General features: G+C 60.0%; 19 protein-coding genes. 10 read left to right on the forward strand and 9 right to left on the reverse strand.

Going from position 1 to position 19,856, the window contains the following annotated elements:
- Positions 1-83: 83 nt before the first annotated feature.
- Positions 84-1,385, reverse strand: a complete 1,302-nt coding sequence (locus JL05_RS02650; RefSeq protein ID WP_016929379.1) for an anaerobic C4-dicarboxylate transporter — start codon at positions 1,383-1,385, stop codon at positions 84-86.
- A gap of 125 nt (positions 1,386-1,510) precedes the next feature.
- Positions 1,511-2,947 carry an aspartate ammonia-lyase gene (gene aspA / locus JL05_RS02655; protein ID WP_004929659.1) on the reverse strand — a complete coding sequence of 479 codons (1,437 nt, stop codon included), beginning with the start codon at positions 2,945-2,947 and terminating at the stop codon, positions 1,511-1,513.
- Positions 2,948-3,316: 369 nt separating this feature from the next.
- On the opposite strand from aspA, the gene JL05_RS02660 reads away from it, so the two are divergent.
- From JL05_RS02660 to JL05_RS02680, 5 genes are all read left to right on the forward strand, one after another.
- Entirely contained in the window at positions 3,317-3,805 is a 489-nt protein-coding gene (locus JL05_RS02660) for an FxsA family protein (RefSeq protein ID WP_004929660.1), read from the forward strand.
- A gap of 189 nt (positions 3,806-3,994) precedes the next feature.
- A complete protein-coding gene (locus JL05_RS02665) occupies positions 3,995-4,288 on the forward strand; it encodes a co-chaperone GroES (RefSeq protein WP_004929661.1) in 294 nt (97 codons plus the stop codon).
- Between the two features lie 44 nt (positions 4,289-4,332).
- Entirely contained in the window at positions 4,333-5,979 is a 1,647-nt protein-coding gene (groL, locus tag JL05_RS02670) for a chaperonin GroEL (protein ID WP_004929662.1), read from the forward strand.
- 224 nt (positions 5,980-6,203) lie between these two features.
- Positions 6,204-7,811, forward strand: coding sequence for a methyl-accepting chemotaxis protein (locus tag JL05_RS02675; protein ID WP_033631598.1), 1,608 nt, complete (start codon positions 6,204-6,206; stop codon positions 7,809-7,811).
- A gap of 303 nt (positions 7,812-8,114) precedes the next feature.
- On the forward strand, positions 8,115-8,459 hold the full coding sequence (locus tag JL05_RS02680) for a DUF4156 domain-containing protein (protein WP_004929664.1): 345 nt from the start codon (positions 8,115-8,117) through the stop codon (positions 8,457-8,459).
- Between the two features lie 88 nt (positions 8,460-8,547).
- Here JL05_RS02680 and epmB read toward each other — a convergent pair whose 3' ends face one another.
- Positions 8,548-9,576, reverse strand: coding sequence for an EF-P beta-lysylation protein EpmB (gene epmB, locus JL05_RS02685; RefSeq protein WP_033631599.1), 1,029 nt, complete (start codon positions 9,574-9,576; stop codon positions 8,548-8,550).
- A 42-nt stretch (positions 9,577-9,618) separates the two neighbouring features.
- On the opposite strand from epmB, the gene efp reads away from it, so the two are divergent.
- The 4 genes from efp to sugE all read left to right on the forward strand — a co-directional run bounded on the left by efp (position 9,619) and on the right by sugE (position 11,149).
- A complete protein-coding gene (gene efp, locus JL05_RS02690; protein WP_004929666.1) occupies positions 9,619-10,185 on the forward strand; it encodes an elongation factor P in 567 nt (188 codons plus the stop codon).
- Positions 10,186-10,255: 70 nt separating this feature from the next.
- Positions 10,256-10,387 carry an entericidin A/B family lipoprotein gene (locus JL05_RS02695; protein ID WP_004929667.1) on the forward strand — a complete coding sequence of 44 codons (132 nt, stop codon included), beginning with the start codon at positions 10,256-10,258 and terminating at the stop codon, positions 10,385-10,387.
- Between the two features lie 120 nt (positions 10,388-10,507).
- On the forward strand, positions 10,508-10,639 hold the full coding sequence (locus JL05_RS02700) for an entericidin A/B family lipoprotein (protein WP_004929668.1): 132 nt from the start codon (positions 10,508-10,510) through the stop codon (positions 10,637-10,639).
- 192 nt (positions 10,640-10,831) lie between these two features.
- Positions 10,832-11,149 carry a quaternary ammonium compound efflux SMR transporter SugE gene (gene sugE, locus JL05_RS02705; protein ID WP_004929669.1) on the forward strand — a complete coding sequence of 106 codons (318 nt, stop codon included), beginning with the start codon at positions 10,832-10,834 and terminating at the stop codon, positions 11,147-11,149.
- Here sugE and blc read toward each other — a convergent pair.
- The 5 genes from blc to frdA all read right to left on the reverse strand — a co-directional run bounded on the left by blc (position 11,143) and on the right by frdA (position 15,064).
- A complete protein-coding gene (gene blc / locus JL05_RS02710) occupies positions 11,143-11,676 on the reverse strand; it encodes an outer membrane lipoprotein Blc (RefSeq protein WP_033631600.1) in 534 nt (177 codons plus the stop codon). The two genes, sugE and blc, sit on opposite strands and share 7 nt — an antisense overlap.
- 84 nt (positions 11,677-11,760) lie before the next feature.
- Positions 11,761-12,120, reverse strand: coding sequence for a fumarate reductase subunit FrdD (gene frdD / locus JL05_RS02715; RefSeq protein ID WP_033631601.1), 360 nt, complete (start codon positions 12,118-12,120; stop codon positions 11,761-11,763).
- Positions 12,121-12,132: 12 nt separating this feature from the next.
- The gene (frdC, locus tag JL05_RS02720) at positions 12,133-12,525 is read right to left on the reverse strand and encodes a fumarate reductase subunit FrdC (RefSeq protein ID WP_004929673.1); all 393 of its coding nucleotides are present in this window, start codon (positions 12,523-12,525) and stop codon (positions 12,133-12,135) included.
- Positions 12,526-12,540: 15 nt separating this feature from the next.
- Entirely contained in the window at positions 12,541-13,275 is a 735-nt protein-coding gene (locus JL05_RS02725) for a succinate dehydrogenase/fumarate reductase iron-sulfur subunit (protein WP_004929676.1), read from the reverse strand.
- Positions 13,268-15,064 (reverse strand): fumarate reductase (quinol) flavoprotein subunit, encoded by a 1,797-nt coding sequence (gene frdA, locus JL05_RS02730; RefSeq protein ID WP_033631602.1) that lies wholly within the window; start codon positions 15,062-15,064, stop codon positions 13,268-13,270. Before frdA ends, JL05_RS02725 begins: the two co-directional genes overlap by 8 nt.
- 385 nt (positions 15,065-15,449) lie before the next feature.
- On the opposite strand from frdA, the gene epmA reads away from it, so the two are divergent.
- Positions 15,450-16,427, forward strand: a complete 978-nt coding sequence (epmA, locus tag JL05_RS02735) for an elongation factor P--(R)-beta-lysine ligase (protein WP_033631603.1) — start codon at positions 15,450-15,452, stop codon at positions 16,425-16,427.
- A gap of 68 nt (positions 16,428-16,495) precedes the next feature.
- Here the strand turns inward: epmA and mscM are convergent, their stop codons facing one another.
- A complete protein-coding gene (gene mscM / locus JL05_RS02740; protein ID WP_033631604.1) occupies positions 16,496-19,843 on the reverse strand; it encodes a miniconductance mechanosensitive channel MscM in 3,348 nt (1,115 codons plus the stop codon).
- Positions 19,844-19,856: the final 13 nt, after the last annotated feature.

Raw genomic sequence — 19,856 nt, forward strand, 5'->3', positions numbered from 1 at the left:
GGCACTATACCCTGAAGGCGGATTGGCTAGAAGGCGAGTTTATCGCCAGAAGGAAAACCGGGGCCGCAGCCCCGGTCGAAGCGTTACAGCATGACGCTGCCGAGCAGGAAGCCGAATACCACCGCGAAGATCACGCCCATGGTGCCGGGAATGAAGAACGGATGGTTGAACACGAAGCGGCCGATGCGCGTGGTGCCGGTATCGTCCATCTGCACCGCGGCGACCAGCGTCGGGTAGGTCGGCAGGATGAACAGGCCGGAAACGGCGGCGAAGGAGGCGACGGCGGTCAGCGGCGACACGTTCAGCGCCAGCGCCATCGGCATCAGCGCCTTGGCGGTGGCGGCCTGCGAGTACAGCAGCGCCGAGCAGAAGAAGAAGATCACCGCCAGCAGCCACGGGTGCGCCTGAATGACGCTGCCGGCCGTCTCTTTGATCCAATCGATATTGGCCTGCACGAAGGTGTCGCCCAGCCAGGCGACGCCGAGGATACAGATACAGGCGCTCATGCCGGCCTTGAAGGTGCTGGAGTTCAGCACCATGTCGGTGTCGACGCGGCACAGCAGGGTGGTCAGCGTGGCGACGCTCAGCATGATGATCAGGATGGCGTTGGTGGTGTTCATCAGCGGCTTGGCCACCAGGCCCAGGCCCGGGCTGTTGATGATGGCGTAGGCCACCACGCACAGCACGCCCAGCAGGAACAGCAGCACCGAGGTTTTGGCGCGCGGTTTGATCGCCAGCGCGTTGTTGCCGCGCAGGGTGATCAGACCCTCTTCCAGGCGTTTCAGGTACACCGGGTCGTTAGACAGTTTGGAGTCGAACAGCCAGGTCACCAGCAGCGACATCACCAGCACCGCGCAGAAGGTGGACGGGATCACCACCATCAGCAGATGCAGGTAGCTGACGCCGTGGCCTTCCATCACCGAAGACATGTACACCACCGCGGCGGAGATCGGCGAGGCGGTGATGGCGATCTGGGCGGAGACGACGGCGGTCGACAGCGGCCGGCAAGGTTTGATGCCCTGTTCTTTCGCCACCTCGGCGATCACCGGCAGCGCCGAGAGCGAGATGTTGCCGGTGCCGGCGAAGATGGTCAGGAAGTAGGTGACGATAGGGGCGAGAATGGTGATATGTTTGGGGTTCTTGCGCAGCAGCTTTTCGGTCTGCTGCACCAGGTAGTCCATCCCCCCGGCGACCTGCATGGCGGAGATCGCCGCGATCACCGCCATGATGATGGAAATCACGTCGAAAGGGATGCTGCCCGGCTTGACGCCGATCAGCGCCAGGACCAGAACGCCCAATCCCCCCGCGAACCCGATACCGATACCGCCCAACCTGGCCCCTAAAAAGATGGCCAGCAGAACGATAACCAATTCTACGGCTAGCATAGTGTTTACTCCTTAAAATGAGAGAAATTGAAAATCAAACGTTAAAATTTTGTGGGCGCCGAAAAGTAAAAAGGCACGCTATCCAGAGGATTTAGCGTGCCTTTCAGGGCTACCGGGTAGGTCTGTTATTGTTCATTTTCATCCGTATAGCGTTTGGCTTTATAGGCCGGGTGCATCAGGTTCTCCACGGAGAAGATGTCATCCAGCTCGGCTTCGGTCAGCAGGCCGCGTTCCAGCACCACTTCACGCACGCTCTTGCCGGTTTCGGCGCAGATCTTCCCGACGATGTCACCGTTGTGGTGGCCGATGAACGGGTTCAGATAGGTGACGATACCGATCGAGTTGAAGACGTAGTGTTCGCAGACTTCTTTATTCGCGGTGATGCCGTTAATGCATTTTTCCAGCAGGTTGTAGCAGGCGTTGGTCAGGATGTGGATCGACTCGAACATCGCCTGGCCGATCACCGGCTCCATCACGTTCAACTGCAGCTGGCCCGCTTCGGCCGCCATGGTAACGCAAGTGTCGTTGCCAATCACCTTGAAACACACCTGATTGACCACTTCTGGCACCACCGGGTTCACTTTGGCCGGCATGATGGACGATCCCGCCTGCAGCTCCGGCAGGTTGATTTCATTTAGGCCGGCGCGCGGGCCGGAGGAGAGCAGGCGCAGGTCGTTACAGATTTTGGACAGTTTCACCGCCAGGCGTTTGAGCGCGCTGTGCACCATCACGTAGGCGCCGCAGTCGGAGGTGGCTTCGATCAGGTCTTCCGCCGGCACCACCGGCAGGCCGCTGACTTCCGCCAGTTTTTGCACCGCCAGCGGCTGGTAGCCTTCCGGGGTGTTGAGCGCGGTGCCGATGGCGGTGGCGCCCAGGTTCACTTCCAGCAGCAGCTCCGCGGTGCGGTGCAGGTTGCGGGTCTCTTCGTTCAGCAGCACGCTGAAGGCGTGGAATTCCTGGCCGAGGGTCATCGGCACCGCGTCCTGCAGCTGGGTACGGCCCATCTTCAGGATGGTTTCGAACTCTTTCGCCTTGCGATCGAAGCCTTCGCGCAGTTGGTTGATGGCGTCGATCAGCTTCTGGTTGGAGGCGTACACCGCGATGCGGAACCCGGTCGGGTAGGCGTCGTTGGTGGACTGGCATTTATTGAGGTGATCGTTCGGGTTCAGGTACTGGTATTCGCCTTTTTGGTGGCCCATCAGCTCCAGGCCGATGTTCGCCAGCACTTCGTTGGTGTTCATGTTCAGCGAGGTGCCCGCGCCGCCCTGGAATACGTCCACCGGGAACTGATCCATGCACTTGCCTTTATCCAGCACCTCGTCGCAGGCCTGGATGATCACGTCGGCGATTTTGCGCGGGATGGTTTTGAGTTCTTTGTTGGCCATCGCCGCGGCCTTTTTCACCATCACCATGCCGCGAACGAACTCGGGGACATCGCTGATTTTGCTGTTGCTGATGTAGAAGTTTTCAATCGCACGCAGAGTGTGAACTCCGTAGTAAGCGTCTGCGGGGACTTCACGTGTTCCTAACAGGTCTTCTTCGATACGAATGTTGTTTGACATGAGAACCTTCTCTATGTGTTGCTGCCGAATTAATAATTTGTCAGGTCAAGGCTAAAGGGCACAGCCTAAATTAATATTGCCGAAGGCTTGGGGCGTGAAACGATTAACCAAATCGCCCGTTGCTGCCCAGATCATATGCTGGTTGATAAGAAATGACTGAATCCAGATCACCTTATGGTGTTTAAGGATATGCCCTTTTCCGGTTCTGTGACTTCTTTCACGTTTGTGAACTTTAGCAATAAAAACCGGCTCTCGGTTGAAATGGTGGGGGGATGCCCTCATTGTAATGGTGTCGGCCGTTTACGGCCTCTTTTTTTCGCGCCGTCGCCCCCGTGGCGGCCGCGTTTTACCTACCGATAGGAGAACCAGGTGCGCTGGTTACCGCTACTGCTGATATTTCTGCTGGCTTACATAGAAATATCCATCTTTATCAAAGTCGCCGCCGTGCTCGGCGTGGCTGTCACCCTGTTGCTGGTGGTGTTCAGCTCCTGCGTCGGCATTTCGCTGGTGCGCAATCAGGGCATGAAAACCTTCGTGCAGATGCAGCAAAAACTGGCGGCCGGCGAAAGCCCGGCGGCGGAAATGGTGAAAAGCGTTTCGCTGGTGCTGGCGGGCTTCCTGCTGCTGATTCCGGGCTTCTTCACCGACTTCCTCGGCCTGCTGCTGCTGCTGCCGCCGGTGCAAAAATCGCTGACGCTGAAGCTGATGCCGCATCTGTCGGTGTATCGCCCCGGCGGTTGGACGGGCGGCGACGCCGCCAACGGCAACACCTTTGACGGCGAATTCCAGCGCAAGGACGACGAGCGCCCGGTGCTGGAACACCGCCCGGACGAGGATCGCAAACCTCACGATCGTTAAGCAAACGCGGCCCAGGCCGCGTTTTTCATCTCTGCGGCACTCGCCGAACCAAAAATGCGAAATTTTTTTCGTTAGCCCCCTTGAAGGGGGCTGGAACGCCCCCATCTCAAATGCCACGAGGCCGGTAATAACAACCATCCGGTGTACAACCCTAAATCTGATAGAGACCTTCTTACAGGAGAGCGTTCAATGAGTATTCGTCCATTGCATGACCGCGTTATCGTCAAGCGCAAAGAAGTTGAATCAAAATCTGCTGGCGGCATCGTCCTGACTGGCTCTGCTGCGGGTAAATCCACTCGCGGTGAAGTGGTTGCAGTGGGTAAAGGGCGTGTGCTGGAAAACGGCAACATCCAACCGCTGGATGTGAAAGTTGGCGATATCGTGATTTTCAACGACGGCTACGGCGTGAAAGCAGAGAAGATCGACAATGAAGAAGTGTTGATCATGTCCGAAAGCGACATTCTGGCAATTGTTGAAGCGTAATTGCGCTTTATCTTCTGAACTGAACGAGTTGAAGGGAAATACCAATGGCAGCTAAAGACGTAAAATTCGGCAATGACGCTCGCGTGAAAATGCTCCGCGGCGTGAATGTTCTCGCTGATGCAGTAAAAGTGACCCTGGGCCCGAAAGGCCGCAACGTAGTGCTGGATAAATCTTTCGGCGCACCGACCATCACCAAAGACGGCGTTTCCGTTGCGCGTGAAATCGAGCTGGAAGACAAGTTCGAGAACATGGGCGCACAGATGGTGAAAGAAGTGGCCTCCAAAGCGAACGACGCGGCGGGCGACGGCACCACCACGGCAACCGTACTGGCTCAATCCATCATCACCGAAGGCCTGAAAGCGGTTGCTGCCGGCATGAACCCGATGGATCTGAAGCGCGGCATCGACAAAGCGGTTGTCGCTGCGGTTGAAGAACTGAAAAAACTGTCCGTACCTTGCTCCGATTCCAAAGCTATCGCTCAGGTGGGCACCATCTCCGCCAACTCCGACGAAACCGTGGGTAAACTGATCGCGGAAGCGATGGAGAAAGTGGGCAAAGAAGGCGTTATCACCGTTGAAGAAGGCACCGGCCTGCAAGACGAGCTGGACGTGGTTGAAGGTATGCAGTTCGACCGCGGTTACCTGTCCCCATACTTCATCAACAAGCCGGAAACCGGTTCTGTTGAGCTGGAAAGCCCGTTCATCCTGCTGGCTGACAAGAAGATCTCCAACATCCGCGAAATGCTGCCGGTGCTGGAAGCCGTTGCCAAAGCAGGCAAACCGCTGCTGATCATCGCTGAAGACGTTGAAGGTGAAGCGCTGGCGACCCTGGTGGTCAACACCATGCGCGGCATCGTGAAAGTGGCTGCCGTTAAGGCGCCTGGCTTCGGCGACCGTCGTAAAGCCATGCTGCAGGACATCGCGACCCTGACTGCCGGTACCGTTATCTCTGAAGAGATCGGTCTGGAGCTGGAAAAAGCCACCCTGGAAGACCTGGGTCAGGCGAAACGCGTTGTCATCAACAAAGACACCACCATCATCATCGATGGCGTGGGCGACGAAGCGACCATCCAGGGCCGCGTTGCTCAGATCCGTCAGCAGATCGAAGAAGCGACCTCTGACTACGATCGTGAAAAACTGCAGGAGCGCGTAGCGAAACTGGCCGGCGGCGTTGCCGTTATCAAGGTTGGCGCAGCGACTGAAGTTGAAATGAAAGAGAAGAAAGCCCGCGTTGAAGACGCCCTGCACGCAACCCGCGCCGCAGTGGAAGAAGGCGTGGTTGCCGGCGGCGGCGTCGCGCTGATCCGCGTTGCAGGCAAAATCGCCGCGCTGAAAGGCGACAACGAAGACCAGAACGTGGGTATCAAAGTTGCGCTGCGCGCAATGGAAGCCCCTCTGCGTCAGATCGTGGTTAACGCCGGTGAAGAAGCTTCCGTTATCGCCAACCAGGTGAAAGCGGGCGAAGGCAGCTACGGCTACAACGCTTACTCTGAAGAATACGGCGACATGATCGCGATGGGTATCCTGGATCCAACCAAAGTGACCCGTTCTGCTCTGCAGTACGCGGCTTCTGTGGCTGGCCTGATGATCACCACCGAATGCATGGTCACCGACCTGCCGAAGGCTGACGCACCGGATCTGGGCGCAGCAGGCGGCATGGGTGGCATGGGCGGTATGGGCGGCATGATGTAATCATCCCCCACACGCTTGTGTGCTGAGAACCCCGGTCAAACGACCGGGGTTTTTTTATCTTAAAAATCAATAAAAAGAATGTTTGTTTAGTGTGTTATTAGTTCACTGAATGAATTATTGCATTATTTTGCTTTTACCCTAAACCGTTGTCGTTTCGTACCGATATAGCCCCTACCGGGCGGGGAATTTTCCCCCGCCGGGGTGACTGTCAACGGAGACGACTTATGCTGAAAAATATGAAAATAGCCACCTGGCTGATGTTGATGCTGTTGCTGCTGGGCTTGATGCCCATGGGAACCGGCGCCATCGCCTTCTATTTCATGCAGCAAAACGGCAACAGCATCGGCAGGATGAGCACTTTCTCCGACGAGGAAGCGGCGCTGAACCGCAGCTGGCGTTCCTTGCTGCAAACGCAGACGCTGATCGACAACCTGGCGTTCGAGCGTATGGCGCAGACCAGCAGAGCCGATATTCAGCAGGGCATTGATGAGGCGCGCGGCGAGCTGCGCGGCGCCGATGTCGCTTTCAATCTGTTCTGGGATACGCCGGGCCTGACGGTATCGCGCCCGGAGCTGGGCGAGGCGATGAAAAAGGTCTACCTGGCGCAGCAGAGAGTGCTGAAGCAAGAGTTGACGCTGCTGGCCGAGACGCCGCAGGCATCGTTGATTGAACGGCTGCACGCCATGGCGGCCGAGAAGCGTCAGGTGCGCCAACGGTTGGACGGCCAGTTTGCCGACTACATGCGGGCGACGGTGGCTGCTCACCGTCTGGCGGTGGAGGAGGCGGAGCAGACTCAGAAAGTGTTCGCCCGCCTGCTGAGCGGCACCCTGGCGGCGATCCTGCTGCTGCTGGTCGCCGTACAGCGTGATTTCCGCCGGCGCCTGATCCTGCCGCTGCGCCAGATTGCCGAACATTTGCAAAAGGTTGGGCGTGGCGATCTGCGCAGCAAGATCGTGGCGCGCAGCAACGATGAGATTGGCATGCTGTTCGCCAGCCTGCAGGCGATGCAGCAGGAGCTGAGCGCCACCGTGCAGCAGGTGCGTGACGGCGTGGAGTCGATCAACCACGGCACGCATGAGATTGCCGTCGGCAACGCCGATCTTTCCAGCCGCACAGAAGAACAGGCCAGCGCGCTGACGGAAACCGCCGCCAGCATGGAACAGATCACCGCCACGGTGCGGCAAAACGCCGATAACGCCAACCAGGCCGCCGGGATGGTCAATCAGACCGCCGGCATTGCCCGCAACGGCGAAACGCTGATGGCCAGCGCGGTCGACAAGATGCGGGCGATCAACGACAGCGCGCGTCAGGTGGGGGATATTACCAGCGTGATCGACGGCATCGCCTTCCAGACCAACATTCTGGCGCTGAACGCCGCCGTCGAGGCCGCGCGCGCCGGGGAGCAGGGGCGGGGTTTTGCGGTGGTGGCCGGCGAAGTGCGCAACCTGGCGCAGCGCTGCGCGACTTCGGCCAAGGAGATCAGCAGCCTGGTCGACGGCGTCACCGGCGATATCGCCGCCGGCGTGCGGCTGGTGGAACAGGCGGGCGAGACGATGAATGCCATCGTCGGCTCGGTGAATCAGGTGACGTCGCTGATGGATAACATCTCGTACGCGTCGCAAGAGCAAAGCAAGGGCGTTGAGCAGGTCGGGGTGGCGGTGACCCAGATGGATCAGGTAACCCAGCAGAATGCCGCGCTGGTGGAAGAGGTGGCGACCACCGCCGTCGGCGTGGAGGAGCAGGCGGCCCTGCTGGCGCAGGCGGTGGCGGTATTCCAACTGGCGGGAGAGCCGGCAGCGTCGGCTTCGGCGGCCGGTGCCGGCTGGGTATAATGCCGCCGCTCTGTATTTGATGATATTTTTGCCGCCCGGGGCGATTTAGCTGGTAAACTGGTTAGTCATCAGCTGTCGCTCAAGACGTTGGCCCGCTCGCGCGGCAACGGATGCTTAAGAGATGGCATCGCTTTCTGATATACCCTATGGATTTCAAGTTGTAGCTAGGCGGCCAGCTCGTGAGTCCCCAGGCGCTTACTTGAGTAAGTAACTGGGGTGAGCGAGTGCAGTCAACAACGCTACAGCTTGAAAGGCGACGGGTAGAAGATTTTGCGTAATTCTCAACATCGAATGGGGAACAAGATGCGGATTAAAGCCTTACTGGGTCTTTCGGCAGCGGTGCTGCTGGCGGGTTGCAGCACCACTCATGAACTGACCGCTGCGGGTCAGCAGATCAAGTTCACCGACAGCAAGCCGGCGGCGGAATGCCAGCTGCTGGGGGAAGTGACCGGCACCCAGAGCAACTGGCTGTCCGGCAACGGCGGTGAGGGCAGCTCCATGCGCGGTGCGGCCAACGATCTGCGCAACAAGGCGGCGGCAATGGGCGGCAACGTGATCTACGGCGCCAACAGCCCAAGCCAGAACCTGCTCTCCAGCTTCGCGCCGCTGGACAGCAAAATGGTCGGCCAGGTTTACAAGTGCCCGTAAGGCGCTGAGGCCAAACGCCGCACAGAGATAAAAAAAGAGGAATGCCACGGCATTCCTCTTTTCGTTCCATCAGGCCATGTGGCGCGCATCACTCCTGCATCAGGCGCAGGTCGATCGGTGTTTTGCTCGGTTCGCCGCCCACTTCACGCGTCAGGCGCGGCACCAGATAACCGGACACCTTGCTCAGCAGCGCCTGCATGATGACGCGCGCTTCATCGTCGCTGACCATGAAGTGCGCCGCGCCCTGCACCTTGTCCAGCACGTGAATGTAGTAGGGCAGGATGCCGGCGTCGAACAGCGCGTTGCTGAGCGCGGCCAGCGTGTCGGCGTCATCGTTGACGTCGCGCAGCAGCACGCTTTGATTGAGCAGCGTGACGCCGGCGAGGCGCAGCTGAGCCATGGCACTCTGCAGCTCGCGGTCGATTTCGTTGGCGTGGTTGATATGCGTAACCACCAGCACCTGCAGGCGCGAGGCCGACAGCAGGCGGCACAGCGCCGGCGTAATGCGCGCCGGGATCACCACCGGCAGACGGGTGTGAATGCGCAGGCGTTTCAGGTGCGGGATGGTCTCCAGTTCGCCGACCAGCCACTCCAGCTCGCTGTCTTTGGCCATCAGCGGATCGCCGCCGGAAAAAATGATCTCGTCGAGTTCCGGGTGTTGGCGGATATAATCCAGCGCCTGCCGCCAGTTGTTCTTGTTGCCCTGATTATCCTGATAGGGGAAGTGGCGGCGGAAGCAGTAACGGCAGTTGACCGCACAGCCGCCTTTGACCAGCAGCAGCGCGCGATTGCGGTATTTGTGCAGCAGGCCCGGCACCACGCTGCGCTGCTCATCGAGCGGATCGGTGGTGAACCCTGGGGCGTTGATGAACTCCTCTCTGGCGGTCAGAACCTGGCGCAGCAACGGGTCGTTGGCATCGCCGGGGCGCATGCGCGCAGCGAAGGCGCGCGGCACGCGCAGGGCAAACAGCCGGCGGGCATCGCGCCCCTGCGGCAGTTCCGGGTGCGTATTCAGTGACAAAAGCTGCAGTAATTCATCGGGATCGGTAATAACATCGGCGAGTTGATGCAACCAATCTTCTCTATGTGCCGTACTTTGGGTTATAATGTGTGCCATTTTTTTGGCTAAGCTACCAGTTCAAATATTCAGAGGGCCATCATGGCGACTTATTCTAGCAACGATTTCCGTCCGGGTCTTAAAATCATGTTCGAGGGCGAACCTTACGCCGTCGAAGCCAGTGAGTTCGTTAAGCCGGGCAAAGGCCAGGCGTTTGCACGCGTGAAAATGCGCCGTCTGCTGACCGGCACCCGCGTGGAAAAAACCTTCAAGTCTACCGATTCTTGCGAAGGCGCAGACGTGATGGACACCAACATGAACTACCTGTACAGCGACGGTGAGTTCTACCACTTCATGCACCCTGAGTCTTTCGAACAGCATCAGGTTGACGGCAAAACCGTCGGCGACGCGGCCAAATGGCTGCAGGATAACGCAGAGTGCATCATCACCCTGTGGGATGGCCGTCCAATCGCCGTTCAGCCGCCGAACTTTATCGAAGCGGAAATCACCGATACCGATCCTGGCCTGAAAGGCGATACCGCAGGGACTGGCGGCAAGCCGGCGACCCTGAGCACCGGCGCCGTGGTAAAAGTGCCGTTGTTCGTCCAGATCGGCGAAGTGATCAAGGTTGACACTCGCTCTGGCGAATACGTCTCTCGCGTTAAGTAAGTTTCAAAACAGAGGAACCCCCGCGGTTCCTCTGTTTTATCCCATCCTCGTTCGTTGGCAGAAAATCCGCATGTTCAAGAAAACGCTGTTGGCCGTGCTCTCCCTGTTGTTCCTTTTCTCCCTCAGCAGTTGCAATACGTTTCGCGGTTTCGGCGAAGACGTTCAGCATCTCGGCGGCGCCATCTCCCGCACGGCCAGCTGATCCTGCCTTTAACCCGATGTATTTGCGCCACAAAGCCGGTCACGATCCCACACCCTCCGTCAATTTTGACTACGCTTAGAAAGCCGTACTTTTTCATCAACGACAAATAAGGACTTTCTTATGCTGAAGAAAAGTATTATCGCGATCTTCTCTTTGATGATTTTGAGCTCGCTGACCGCCTGCAATACCACCCGCGGTGTGGGTGAAGACATTCAGGCCGGCGGCAAGGCTATTCAGCGCAGCGCGGAATAATCCGCATTCCACCCGGCGGCGTTCCGGCTGCGGAGAGCCGCCACATTTCTATCCCTTGCCTGAGCGTTAACGCTGCTGCTATCCTGCCGCAGTGCGGGTGAGGTTACCCGTCATGCATCACCTCGCTGAACGGGACGACCCGTTTACGCGTCATTTTATCGGGGACGACCCCAGTGGTAGGGAGGCCGTCTCATGGCTTGGATTATTCTGCTTATCGCCGGTTTGCTCGAAGTGGTTTGGGCTATCGGTCTGAAATACACCCACGGTTTTACCCGGCTGACGCCGAGCATTATCACCATCGCCGCGATGGTGGTCAGCATGTTGCTGTTGGCCAATGCCATGAAAACGCTGCCCGCCGGCACCGCCTACGCGGTGTGGACCGGCATCGGCGCGGTGGGCGCGGCCATCATGGGCATGGTGCTGTTGGGGGAATCGACCAATATCGCGCGCATCATCAGCCTGTGCCTGATCGTGGTCGGCATACTCGGGTTGAAGTTCAGCAGTCACTGATCGGCGGACTGCTGCACCCAGATCAGCTTGTCGGTGGCGAAACCGTAGCCTTTGGCTGTCTGCAATAAACGGTCGCGCACGGCGGCGTCAAGCGTCGGCGTGCGCGACAGGATCCACAGATAGTCGCGGTTCGGGCCGCAAACCAGCGCGTAGTGGTAGTCCGGGTCCAGGGCAATCACGTTATAGCCGCCATAGAAGGGGCCGAAGAACGACACTTTCAGCGCCGCGATCTGCGGTGAACCGATAAAGTAGGCTTTGCCTTCGCTTTCTTGCCATTGCTGTTTCTGCGGATTGAAGCCGCGATTGATGACTTTCAGTCCGCCGTCGGCGCGCGGGCTGTAGTGGGCGGTCACCTGCTGCAAACCGCGTTCAAAGCGATGATCCAGACGTGCAATCTCATACCAGGTGCCGAGATAGCGCTGGCTGTCGAAAGGGGTCACGACCTTGATGTCTTTAGGCGGGGAGACGCTGCAAGCGACGGAGAGCAGGGCGGAAAGCATGACGCTAAGCTTTGACCATAAACGCATCGGTGGCTCCTGTTTACCGGGGGCGAGTAGACAGTGTAGCCGATGAGAAAAGGGCGGCCAACGGGCGTTGGCCGCCTGAGCGGTTTACAGCGTGACGACGCCGATGACGGTGACCACGCTAAGGATCGCCGCCAGACCGTAGAACACCCACTTGCCGGCCGGCACGTGGATCTTCAGATCGTGCATCGCATGGTGGATGCGGTGCAGGCCGCACCACAGCGGCAGAATGATCATCAGCAGCAGGAACAGGCGGCCGATCAGGCTCTGGCAGAACGCCAGCACGCGCTCGTAACCCAGCGTCTCACCGGGGAACAGCCCCAGCGGCAGCAGAATGCCGATCAGCAGCACGATGGCCGGCGCGACGATCGCCCCCCACATACCGCCGGCGCCGAACAATCCCCAGAAAACCGGCTCGTCGGAACGTTTAGGTGCTTGATTTATCATGTTTCCTCCGGATTAGATCAGGGCCACGGCCAGGATGACCACGCTGACGACGATGGTGACGGCCCACAGCCCTTTCACGATGGGGCCCGGCCCCATTTTCTCGCTGTTGACCACGATATTGGCGGCCTTCGGCGCCAGATCGAACCAGGTTTTGGTATGCAGCGCCGCCGCCAGCAGGGCGACGACGTTGATCAACAGCACCAGCGGATTCTGCAAGAAACCGACGAAGCCGGCCCAGCTCTCGGCGCCGCCCTTCAGCGCGAACACGCCGTAGAGCAGCACGATGCTGAACCACACCGCCAGCACCGAGGTGCCTTCGCGCAGCATGTAGAAACGGTAGAAGCCGAGCTTTTGCCACCAGGTGGGCGTCATGGTGCGCACATAGGGCTTACGTTGAGTTGTCATGGCAATTTTTCTCCCTTATTGCGGCTTCAGCATGGCGATCATGAAGTCTTTGGCGCTCTCCACCTTGCCCTGCTGGATGGCGGCGGCGGGATCGACGTGTTTCGGGCAGACTTCAGAGCAATAGCCGACGAAGGTGCAGCTCCAGACGCCGTTTTGGCCGTTGAGCTGCGGCATGCGCTGTTTCTTGCCGTGGTCGCGGTTGTCCAGGTTATAGCGGTGCGCCAGCGTGATCGCCGCCGGGCCGATAAACTCGGGGTTGAGGCCGAACTGCGGGCACGCGGCGTAGCACAGGCCGCAGTTGATGCAGCCGGAGAACTGGTGGTATTTGGCCATCTGCGCCGGGGTCTGCACGTTCGGGCCATCCTCCGGTTTGCGATCGTTACCGATGATGTACGGTTTGATCGCCTCCAGGCTTTCGATGAAGTGGGTCATGTCCACCACCAGATCGCGCTCGATCGGGAAGTTGCCCAGCGCTTCGACCTTCATGCCGCCGACGTAGTCGCGCAGGAAGGTTTTGCACGCCAGCTTCGGCACGCGGTTGACCATCATGCCGCAGGAGCCGCAGATCGCCATGCGGCAAGACCAGCGGTAGGAGAGGTCTGGCGCCAGGTTATCCTTGATGTAGCCCAGCGCATCGAGCAGCGAGGTCTGTTCATCATAAGGCACGGCGTAAGTGACGAAATGCGGCTCGGCGTCACTTTCCGGGTTATAGCGCATGACGTCGATCTTCAGGGTTTGCATCTCAGCCATTTGCCTGCTCCTTATTCTTTTTCTCCTGCGCTTCGGCTTCTGCGCCGTAGACGCGTTTGGCCGGCGGCAGCTTGGTGATTTTCACGTCGCTGTATTCGAGACGCGGCGCGCCCTGCGGGTTATGGAACGCCAGCGTATGCTTGAGGAAGTTGACGTCGTCACGCTCGGTGCAGCCTTCGTCCAGGCGCTGGTGGGCGCCACGCGACTCTTTGCGGTTAAATGCGGAGTGCGCCATGCATTCGGCGACGTCCAGGCCGTAGCCCAGCTCGATGGTGTACAGCAGATCGGTATTGAACACGCTGGTGTTGTCGGTGATTTTGACGCGTTTGAAGCGCTCTTTCAGCTCGGCCAGCTTATCGATGGTTTTTTGCATCAGCTCCGGCGTGCGGTAGATGCCGCAGCCTTCTTCCATCGACAGCCCCATTTCGTCGCGGATCTTCGCCCAGTTTTCGTTGCCTTCCTGCTTCATCAGGTTGCTCAGGCGGGTTTCGACGTCGCGGGTTTGCGCATCCAGCGCGGCGCCGTTGGCCGGCGCGGTTTCCAGCGCGCGGCGCGCCGCGTGCTCACCAGCGACGCGGCCGAATACCACCAGTTCCGCCAGCGAGTTGGAGCCGAGACGGTTGGCGCCGTGCAGGCCGACGGAGGAACATTCGCCGACCGCGAACAGCCCCTTGATGCGGGTTTCGCAGTTCTGGTCGGTTTCAATGCCGCCCATGGTGTAGTGCGCGGTAGGGCGCACCGGGATCGGATCTTTCACCGGATCGACGCCGACATAGGCCTTGGCCAGTTCGCAGATGAACGGCAGCCGTTCCAGCAGCTTTTTCTCGCCCAGGTGGCGCAGATCGAGGTAGACCACGTCGCCGCGTGGGGTGGCGATGGTGCGGCCGGCGCGCCATTCGTGCCAGAAGGCCTGGGACACTTTGTCGCGCGGGCCCAGCTCCATGTATTTGTTCTTCGGCTCGCCCAGCGGGGTTTCCGGGCCCATGCCGTAGTCTTGCAGGTAGCGGTAGCCGTCTTTGTTCACCAGGATGCCACCTTCGCCGCGGCAGCCCTCGGTCATCAGGATGCCGGAACCGGGCAGGCCGGTCGGGTGATACTGCACGAACTCCATGTCGCGCAGCGGTACGCCGTGGTGGAACGCCATGCCCATGCCGTCGCCGGTGACGATGCCGCCGTTGGTGTTGTAGCGGTAAACGCGCCCGGCGCCGCCGGTGGCCATCACCACCGCGTTGGCGCGGATCTGCACGCGGGTGCCTTCCATCATGTTGAGCGCCACCAGGCCGCGCGCCTGGCCGTCATCCACCAGGATATCCAGCACGAAGTGCTCGTCGAAGCGTTGAATTTGCGGGTATTTCAGCGAGGTCTGGAACAGGGTGTGCAGCATGTGGAAGCCGGTCTTGTCGGCGGCGAACCAGGTGCGTTCGATCTTCATGCCGCCGAAACGCCGCACGTTGACCGAACCGTCCGGTTTGCGGCTCCACGGGCAGCCCCACTGTTCGAGCTGGGTCATCTCGCGCGGGCACTGATGCACGAAGTGATCGACCACGTCCTGCTCGCACAGCCAGTCGCCGCCGGCGACGGTGTCGTGGAAGTGGTAGTCGAAGGTATCGTGATCCTGAGTGACGGCGGCGGAGCCCCCCTCGGCGGCGACCGTGTGGCTGCGCATCGGGTAGACCTTAGAGATCAGCGCGATTTTCAGTTGGGGATTGGCTTCCGCTGCGGCTATTGCTGCACGTAAACCAGCGCCCCCGGCCCCAATAATGGCAAGATCGGCGTTAAAGGTTTGCACTGCATTCCTCCAATGTTCTTGTTAAGAACGGCAAGTTAAATATCTATGCTTAAAATTTAGCGAACTCTTCGGGTGCTAACTAATTGAACCGATTAATGTTGCTTAAAGGTTAAGGATAGATATCTCCCACCAATAATGGGGAATTAACTATACCTAAAGTTAAGTAGTCGAAATTTGATGTGATCGATTGTTTTGTCGATTAACGCTTGCCCAACAGGCTTGCCTGCCTTTTCGCGCGTTCGGCGTGCTTTACCCTTTTTAACGCGCTTTTGCCGCCTATTTATCGGAAATTGGCGTTATGGCCGGTTGCGCATCGTGAAGAATTTGTTTGGCTGCAAGGATGCGAGTAGACTGCATCCCCTGTTTGATTTCGGAGTTAATTACCATGAGCGAAACGGCAAGCTGGCAGCCTAGTGCACCCATCGCCAATTTGTTGAAACGCGCAGCGATTCTGGCTGAGATCCGGCGTTTCTTCGCCGATCGTGGCGTGCTGGAAGTTGAGACGCCCACCATGAGCCAGGCGACGGTCACCGACGTTCACCTGTTCCCGTTCGAGACGCGTTTCGTCGGGCCGGGGGCGGCAGAGGGCCTGACGCTATACATGATGACCAGCCCGGAATATCACATGAAGCGCCTGCTGGCGGCGGGCAGCGGCCCGATCTACCAAATGGGGCGCAGCTTCCGCAATGAAGAAGCCGGGCGGCATCACAACCCGGAATTCACCATGCTGGAGTGGTACCGTCCGCACTACGACATGTACCGCCTGATGAATGAGGTGGACGATCTGCTGCAACAGGTGCTGGACTGCGAGAGCGCGGAGACCCTGTCTTATCAGCAGGCGTTCCTGCGCCATCTGGACATCGATCCGCTGTCGGCGGAGAAGGCGCAGCTGCGCGAAGCGGCGGCCAAACTCGATCTGAGCAACATCGCCGATACCGAAGAAGATCGCGATACGCTGCTGCAGCTGCTGTTCACCGTGGGCGTGGAACCGCATATCGGCCGTGAAAAGCCGGCGTTCGTTTACCACTTCCCGGCCAGCCAGGCGGCGTTGGCGGAGATCAGCACCGAAGACCACCGCGTGGCGGAGCGTTTCGAGGTGTACTTCAAGGGCATCGAGCTGGCGAACGGTTTCCGCGAGCTGACCGACGGCCGTGAACAACAGCAGCGCTTTGAGCAGGACAACCGCAAACGCGCGGAGCGCGGCCTGCCGCAGCAGCCGATCGACTATCACCTGTTGGCGGCGTTGCAGCACGGCATGCCGGAATGTTCCGGCGTGGCGCTGGGCGTGGATCGTCTGGTGATGCTGGCGCTGGGCGCCGAGAGCCTGAGCGACGTGTTGGCCTTCCCGGTCGGGATCGCCTGACGTTTCAGGCGGGGAAAAAAGCAAAAAGGGTCGGCATTTGCCGACCCTTTTTTTATCGCGAGAAGCGCTTACAACCCCCCGGCGTCGCGCTTGGTGTTCGGCGCCGGCGTAGACGGCGGCGTACGGCCGTTGTTGGTCAACCGCGACAGCGTCTCGGTGCGCACCTGGAACGGCGGGTACGGCAGCGTGATGCCGTGCTCGCGATAGCCCGCCAGGATCAGCTGGTGGATCTCGTGGCGCAGCGGCATGCGGTGGCCCATCTCGGCGGCGTAAATACGCATCTCGAAGATCTGGATGCCCTGTTGCAGATCGACCAGGTAAACCTCCGGCGCCGGATTATCCAGCACCAGCGAACAGCGCTCGGCGGCGTTCATCAGGATCTTGGTCACCTCCTCGCTGTTGGCTTCGCCCGGCGCCGGTACGGTCAGCACCACACGGGTCAGGGTGTCCGACAGCGACCAGTTGACGAACTGTTCGGTGATGAACGCTTTGTTCGGCACGATGATCTCTTTGCGATCCCAGTCCGAAATGGTGGTGGCGCGGGTATTAATCTTGGTGACGGTGCCGGTCAGGTTGCGGATCGTCACGGTGTCGCCGATGCGGATCGGTTTCTCGAACAGGATGATCAGGCCGGAGATGAAGTTGGAGAAGATCTCCTGCATGCCGAAGCCCAACCCCAGACTGAGCGCGGTAACCACCCACTGCAGTTTTGACCATTCGATGCCGATCCAGGCGAAGCTGAGCACCGCGCCGAACAGCAGCAGCAAGTACTTGGTGATGGTGGTGATGGCGTAGCCGGTGCCCGGCGACAGATCCAGGTGCTGCAGCACCGCCAGCTCCAGCAGCGCCGGCAGGTTGCGCACCAGCTGCATGGTGATGATCAGCACCAGAATGGCGATCAGCACCGCGCCGAGGGTGATCGGATGGGCGGTTTCCACGCCGTTGACCGTCGAAGTCACGTCCCACAGCGAGATGTTTTCCAGGAAGGCGAACGCGGAGTGGATCTCGGACCACAGCACGATCACCGACACCAGCGCGATCAGCGTCAGGATCGAACGCACCAGCCGCAGCGACTGGGCGCTGATGGTGTCCAGATCGAAGTCCGAATCGTCCGGATCGATGGCGCCTTCGGTGCTGTTTGGGGTGTGCGAGGTTTCGTCTTCGCCGCGGGCGCGCTGGGCCAGGATGTCGGCGCGGCGCTGTTTGGCGCGATCGAAGGCGATGCGCCGCCGTTGGATCAGCATCCAGCGGCGGATGATGTGGTAGATGACCAGCAACAGGAACCAGATCGCCACCGAGGTCTCCAGGCGCGCCAACAGCGCCTGCGCGGTGGTGAGGTAACCGACGGTCGACGCCAGCGCCGCCAGCAGCGGCGCCGACAGCAGCAGCCCCCAGAAGGCGCTGTTGAGCATGTTGTCGCCGGAGCCGTTTTTATCCAGATACAGCGGAATGCCGGCGCGTTTCAGGCTGTGGGTGACCAGCGCCAGCGCCAGACACAGCAGGATGAAGCACAGCCGCCCCAGCGTATTGGCGAACTCGCGTTCTTTCAGGCTATCGAAGGTGATCAGCGCCATGATCAGTGGCACGATCAGCCAGATCGACATCTTGTAGTAGCGCATGGCGCGCGAAACCTGCTTCGCCGGCCAGCGGAAGTGCACGATGAACAGCCCCTGCGGGTGGGCGAAGGCGGCGCAGATCATGCAGATCCACAGGATCGGCAGCGTGGCGGTCACCCCTTTGCCGATCGCTTCCGCCACCGGGTAGTTCCAGGCGCTTTGCAGGCCGTAACCGAGCGCGGCCCACAGCACCGGCAGCGGCATCGCCACCAGAATCGACCAGAACACGGTGCGCACCGTGAGGAAGAATTCGTCCTGCGTCACCTTGCCGACGCGGCTGCTGGCGCGCTCGAGGAAGGCGTGATAGTGCTTGCGTGAACTGATGCTGAAAATCACCAGCAGCAGGGCACCGAAGATCGGGATCAGCGTTTCGCGGCTGGTCACCATCATCATGAAGGCGCCGCCGAGCTGCGACAGCGTGTCCAACGACAGGACGCGCGTCAGATCGTGCGCCACGTTGAGCGGATAAGAGAAGTTGATCGGATTGACGTCCGGCACCCAGAACAGATAGCGGTGGGTGGCGTCGCGAATTTCATTTAACGCTTCGATCAGCTGGGTGTTGGCCACCTTCAGCTTGGTCAGCTCGAGGATTTGGGTGTCGCAACCGGACAGCAGCGAGTTCAGCAGCTCGCGCTGGGTGCGCAGCTGGGCATCGACGATGCGCTGCTCCTGGCTGGTCAGCGCGCTGCCGTCGTCGCGCTTGAATTCGCGCTGCGACAGCTTTTCCAGCTGATTTTCAAACTGCAGGCGCTGCACGCGCAGCTGGGCCATGTCGCCGTCCAGCTGTTGCGGCTTGGGCATTTCCGGCAGCGTCGCCACCTGGGCGCGCAGGGTTTCCCCCAGCGCCGACGACGAGCCGAGCCATTGGGCCTGTTCGATGATGGTGCTCAGCGCCTGGCGCACCTGCAGCGTCTGCGCCGCCGCCTGCCGCTGCTGCGACGAAATCAGATCCATGCGCTGCGCCTGGCTGTTCAGCGCGGCGGACAGTTCGCGGTTGATCTGCAACTGTTGGCTGATGCTTCTTGGCAAGTCGCCATTCTGCTCGGCCAACTGCTCGGTTTTTTCCAGCGCCAGTTCCGCTTCGCGTTGGCGTTGGGCATTGAGGTTGTTGCGCAGCGCCTGCAGCTGCACGTCTATTTTCTCGTGGCGCTTTTTATAGACCTCGGCGCGCATGCGCGCCAGCTCCTGCCGGTTGTTGGCCGACAGTTGCGCCAGCTCCAGCTCGTCCACTTTGGCTTTGCGCGCCGCCGCTTCGGTCTGCAGCAGGGCCAGGGCGGCCTGCGCGTACGGCGTGGTCGGGTTGGCAGGCTGCGCCTGCAGGCGGCGCTGCACTTCCGTCAGCGCACGGCGAGCGTCGGTCTGCTGCTGCGGCAACTGGCCGAGCGAATCGCTGATTTCCCGCGTGCGATCCTGTTCTTGCTGCAGCAGGCGCGCCTGTTCCAGCAGCAGGCTGCTGGTTTGCAGGATCTGCTGTTCCAGCTCGGCGGCCGGCAGATCGTCGCCGTTCGGCAGGATCTTGTTGCTTTCCAGCACCAACTGACGGCGCAGTTCCTGCGTCATCTTCGGGAAATCGTCGATCACTCTCTGATACTGCTCGGAGCGAGTCTGCGACTCTTTGCGCTCCGTCAGCCAGTTGAGGGCGCTTTGCAGCGCCTCGGTGGTCTCCGCCTGATTCGGCGCGTTTTTGCTGCTTTCCGCCTGCTTCAGCTCCTGTTTGAGCTGGGTCTCGGTCGGCACGGGGGCGGCCAGCGCCGGTTGCCACAGCAGGCAACCGAGCAAAAGCGTGATGAAAAGGCGCACGGCGTCGATTCCT

This window comes from Serratia nematodiphila DZ0503SBS1, from assembly GCF_000738675.1.
Lineage (GTDB): Bacteria > Pseudomonadota > Gammaproteobacteria > Enterobacterales > Enterobacteriaceae > Serratia > Serratia nematodiphila.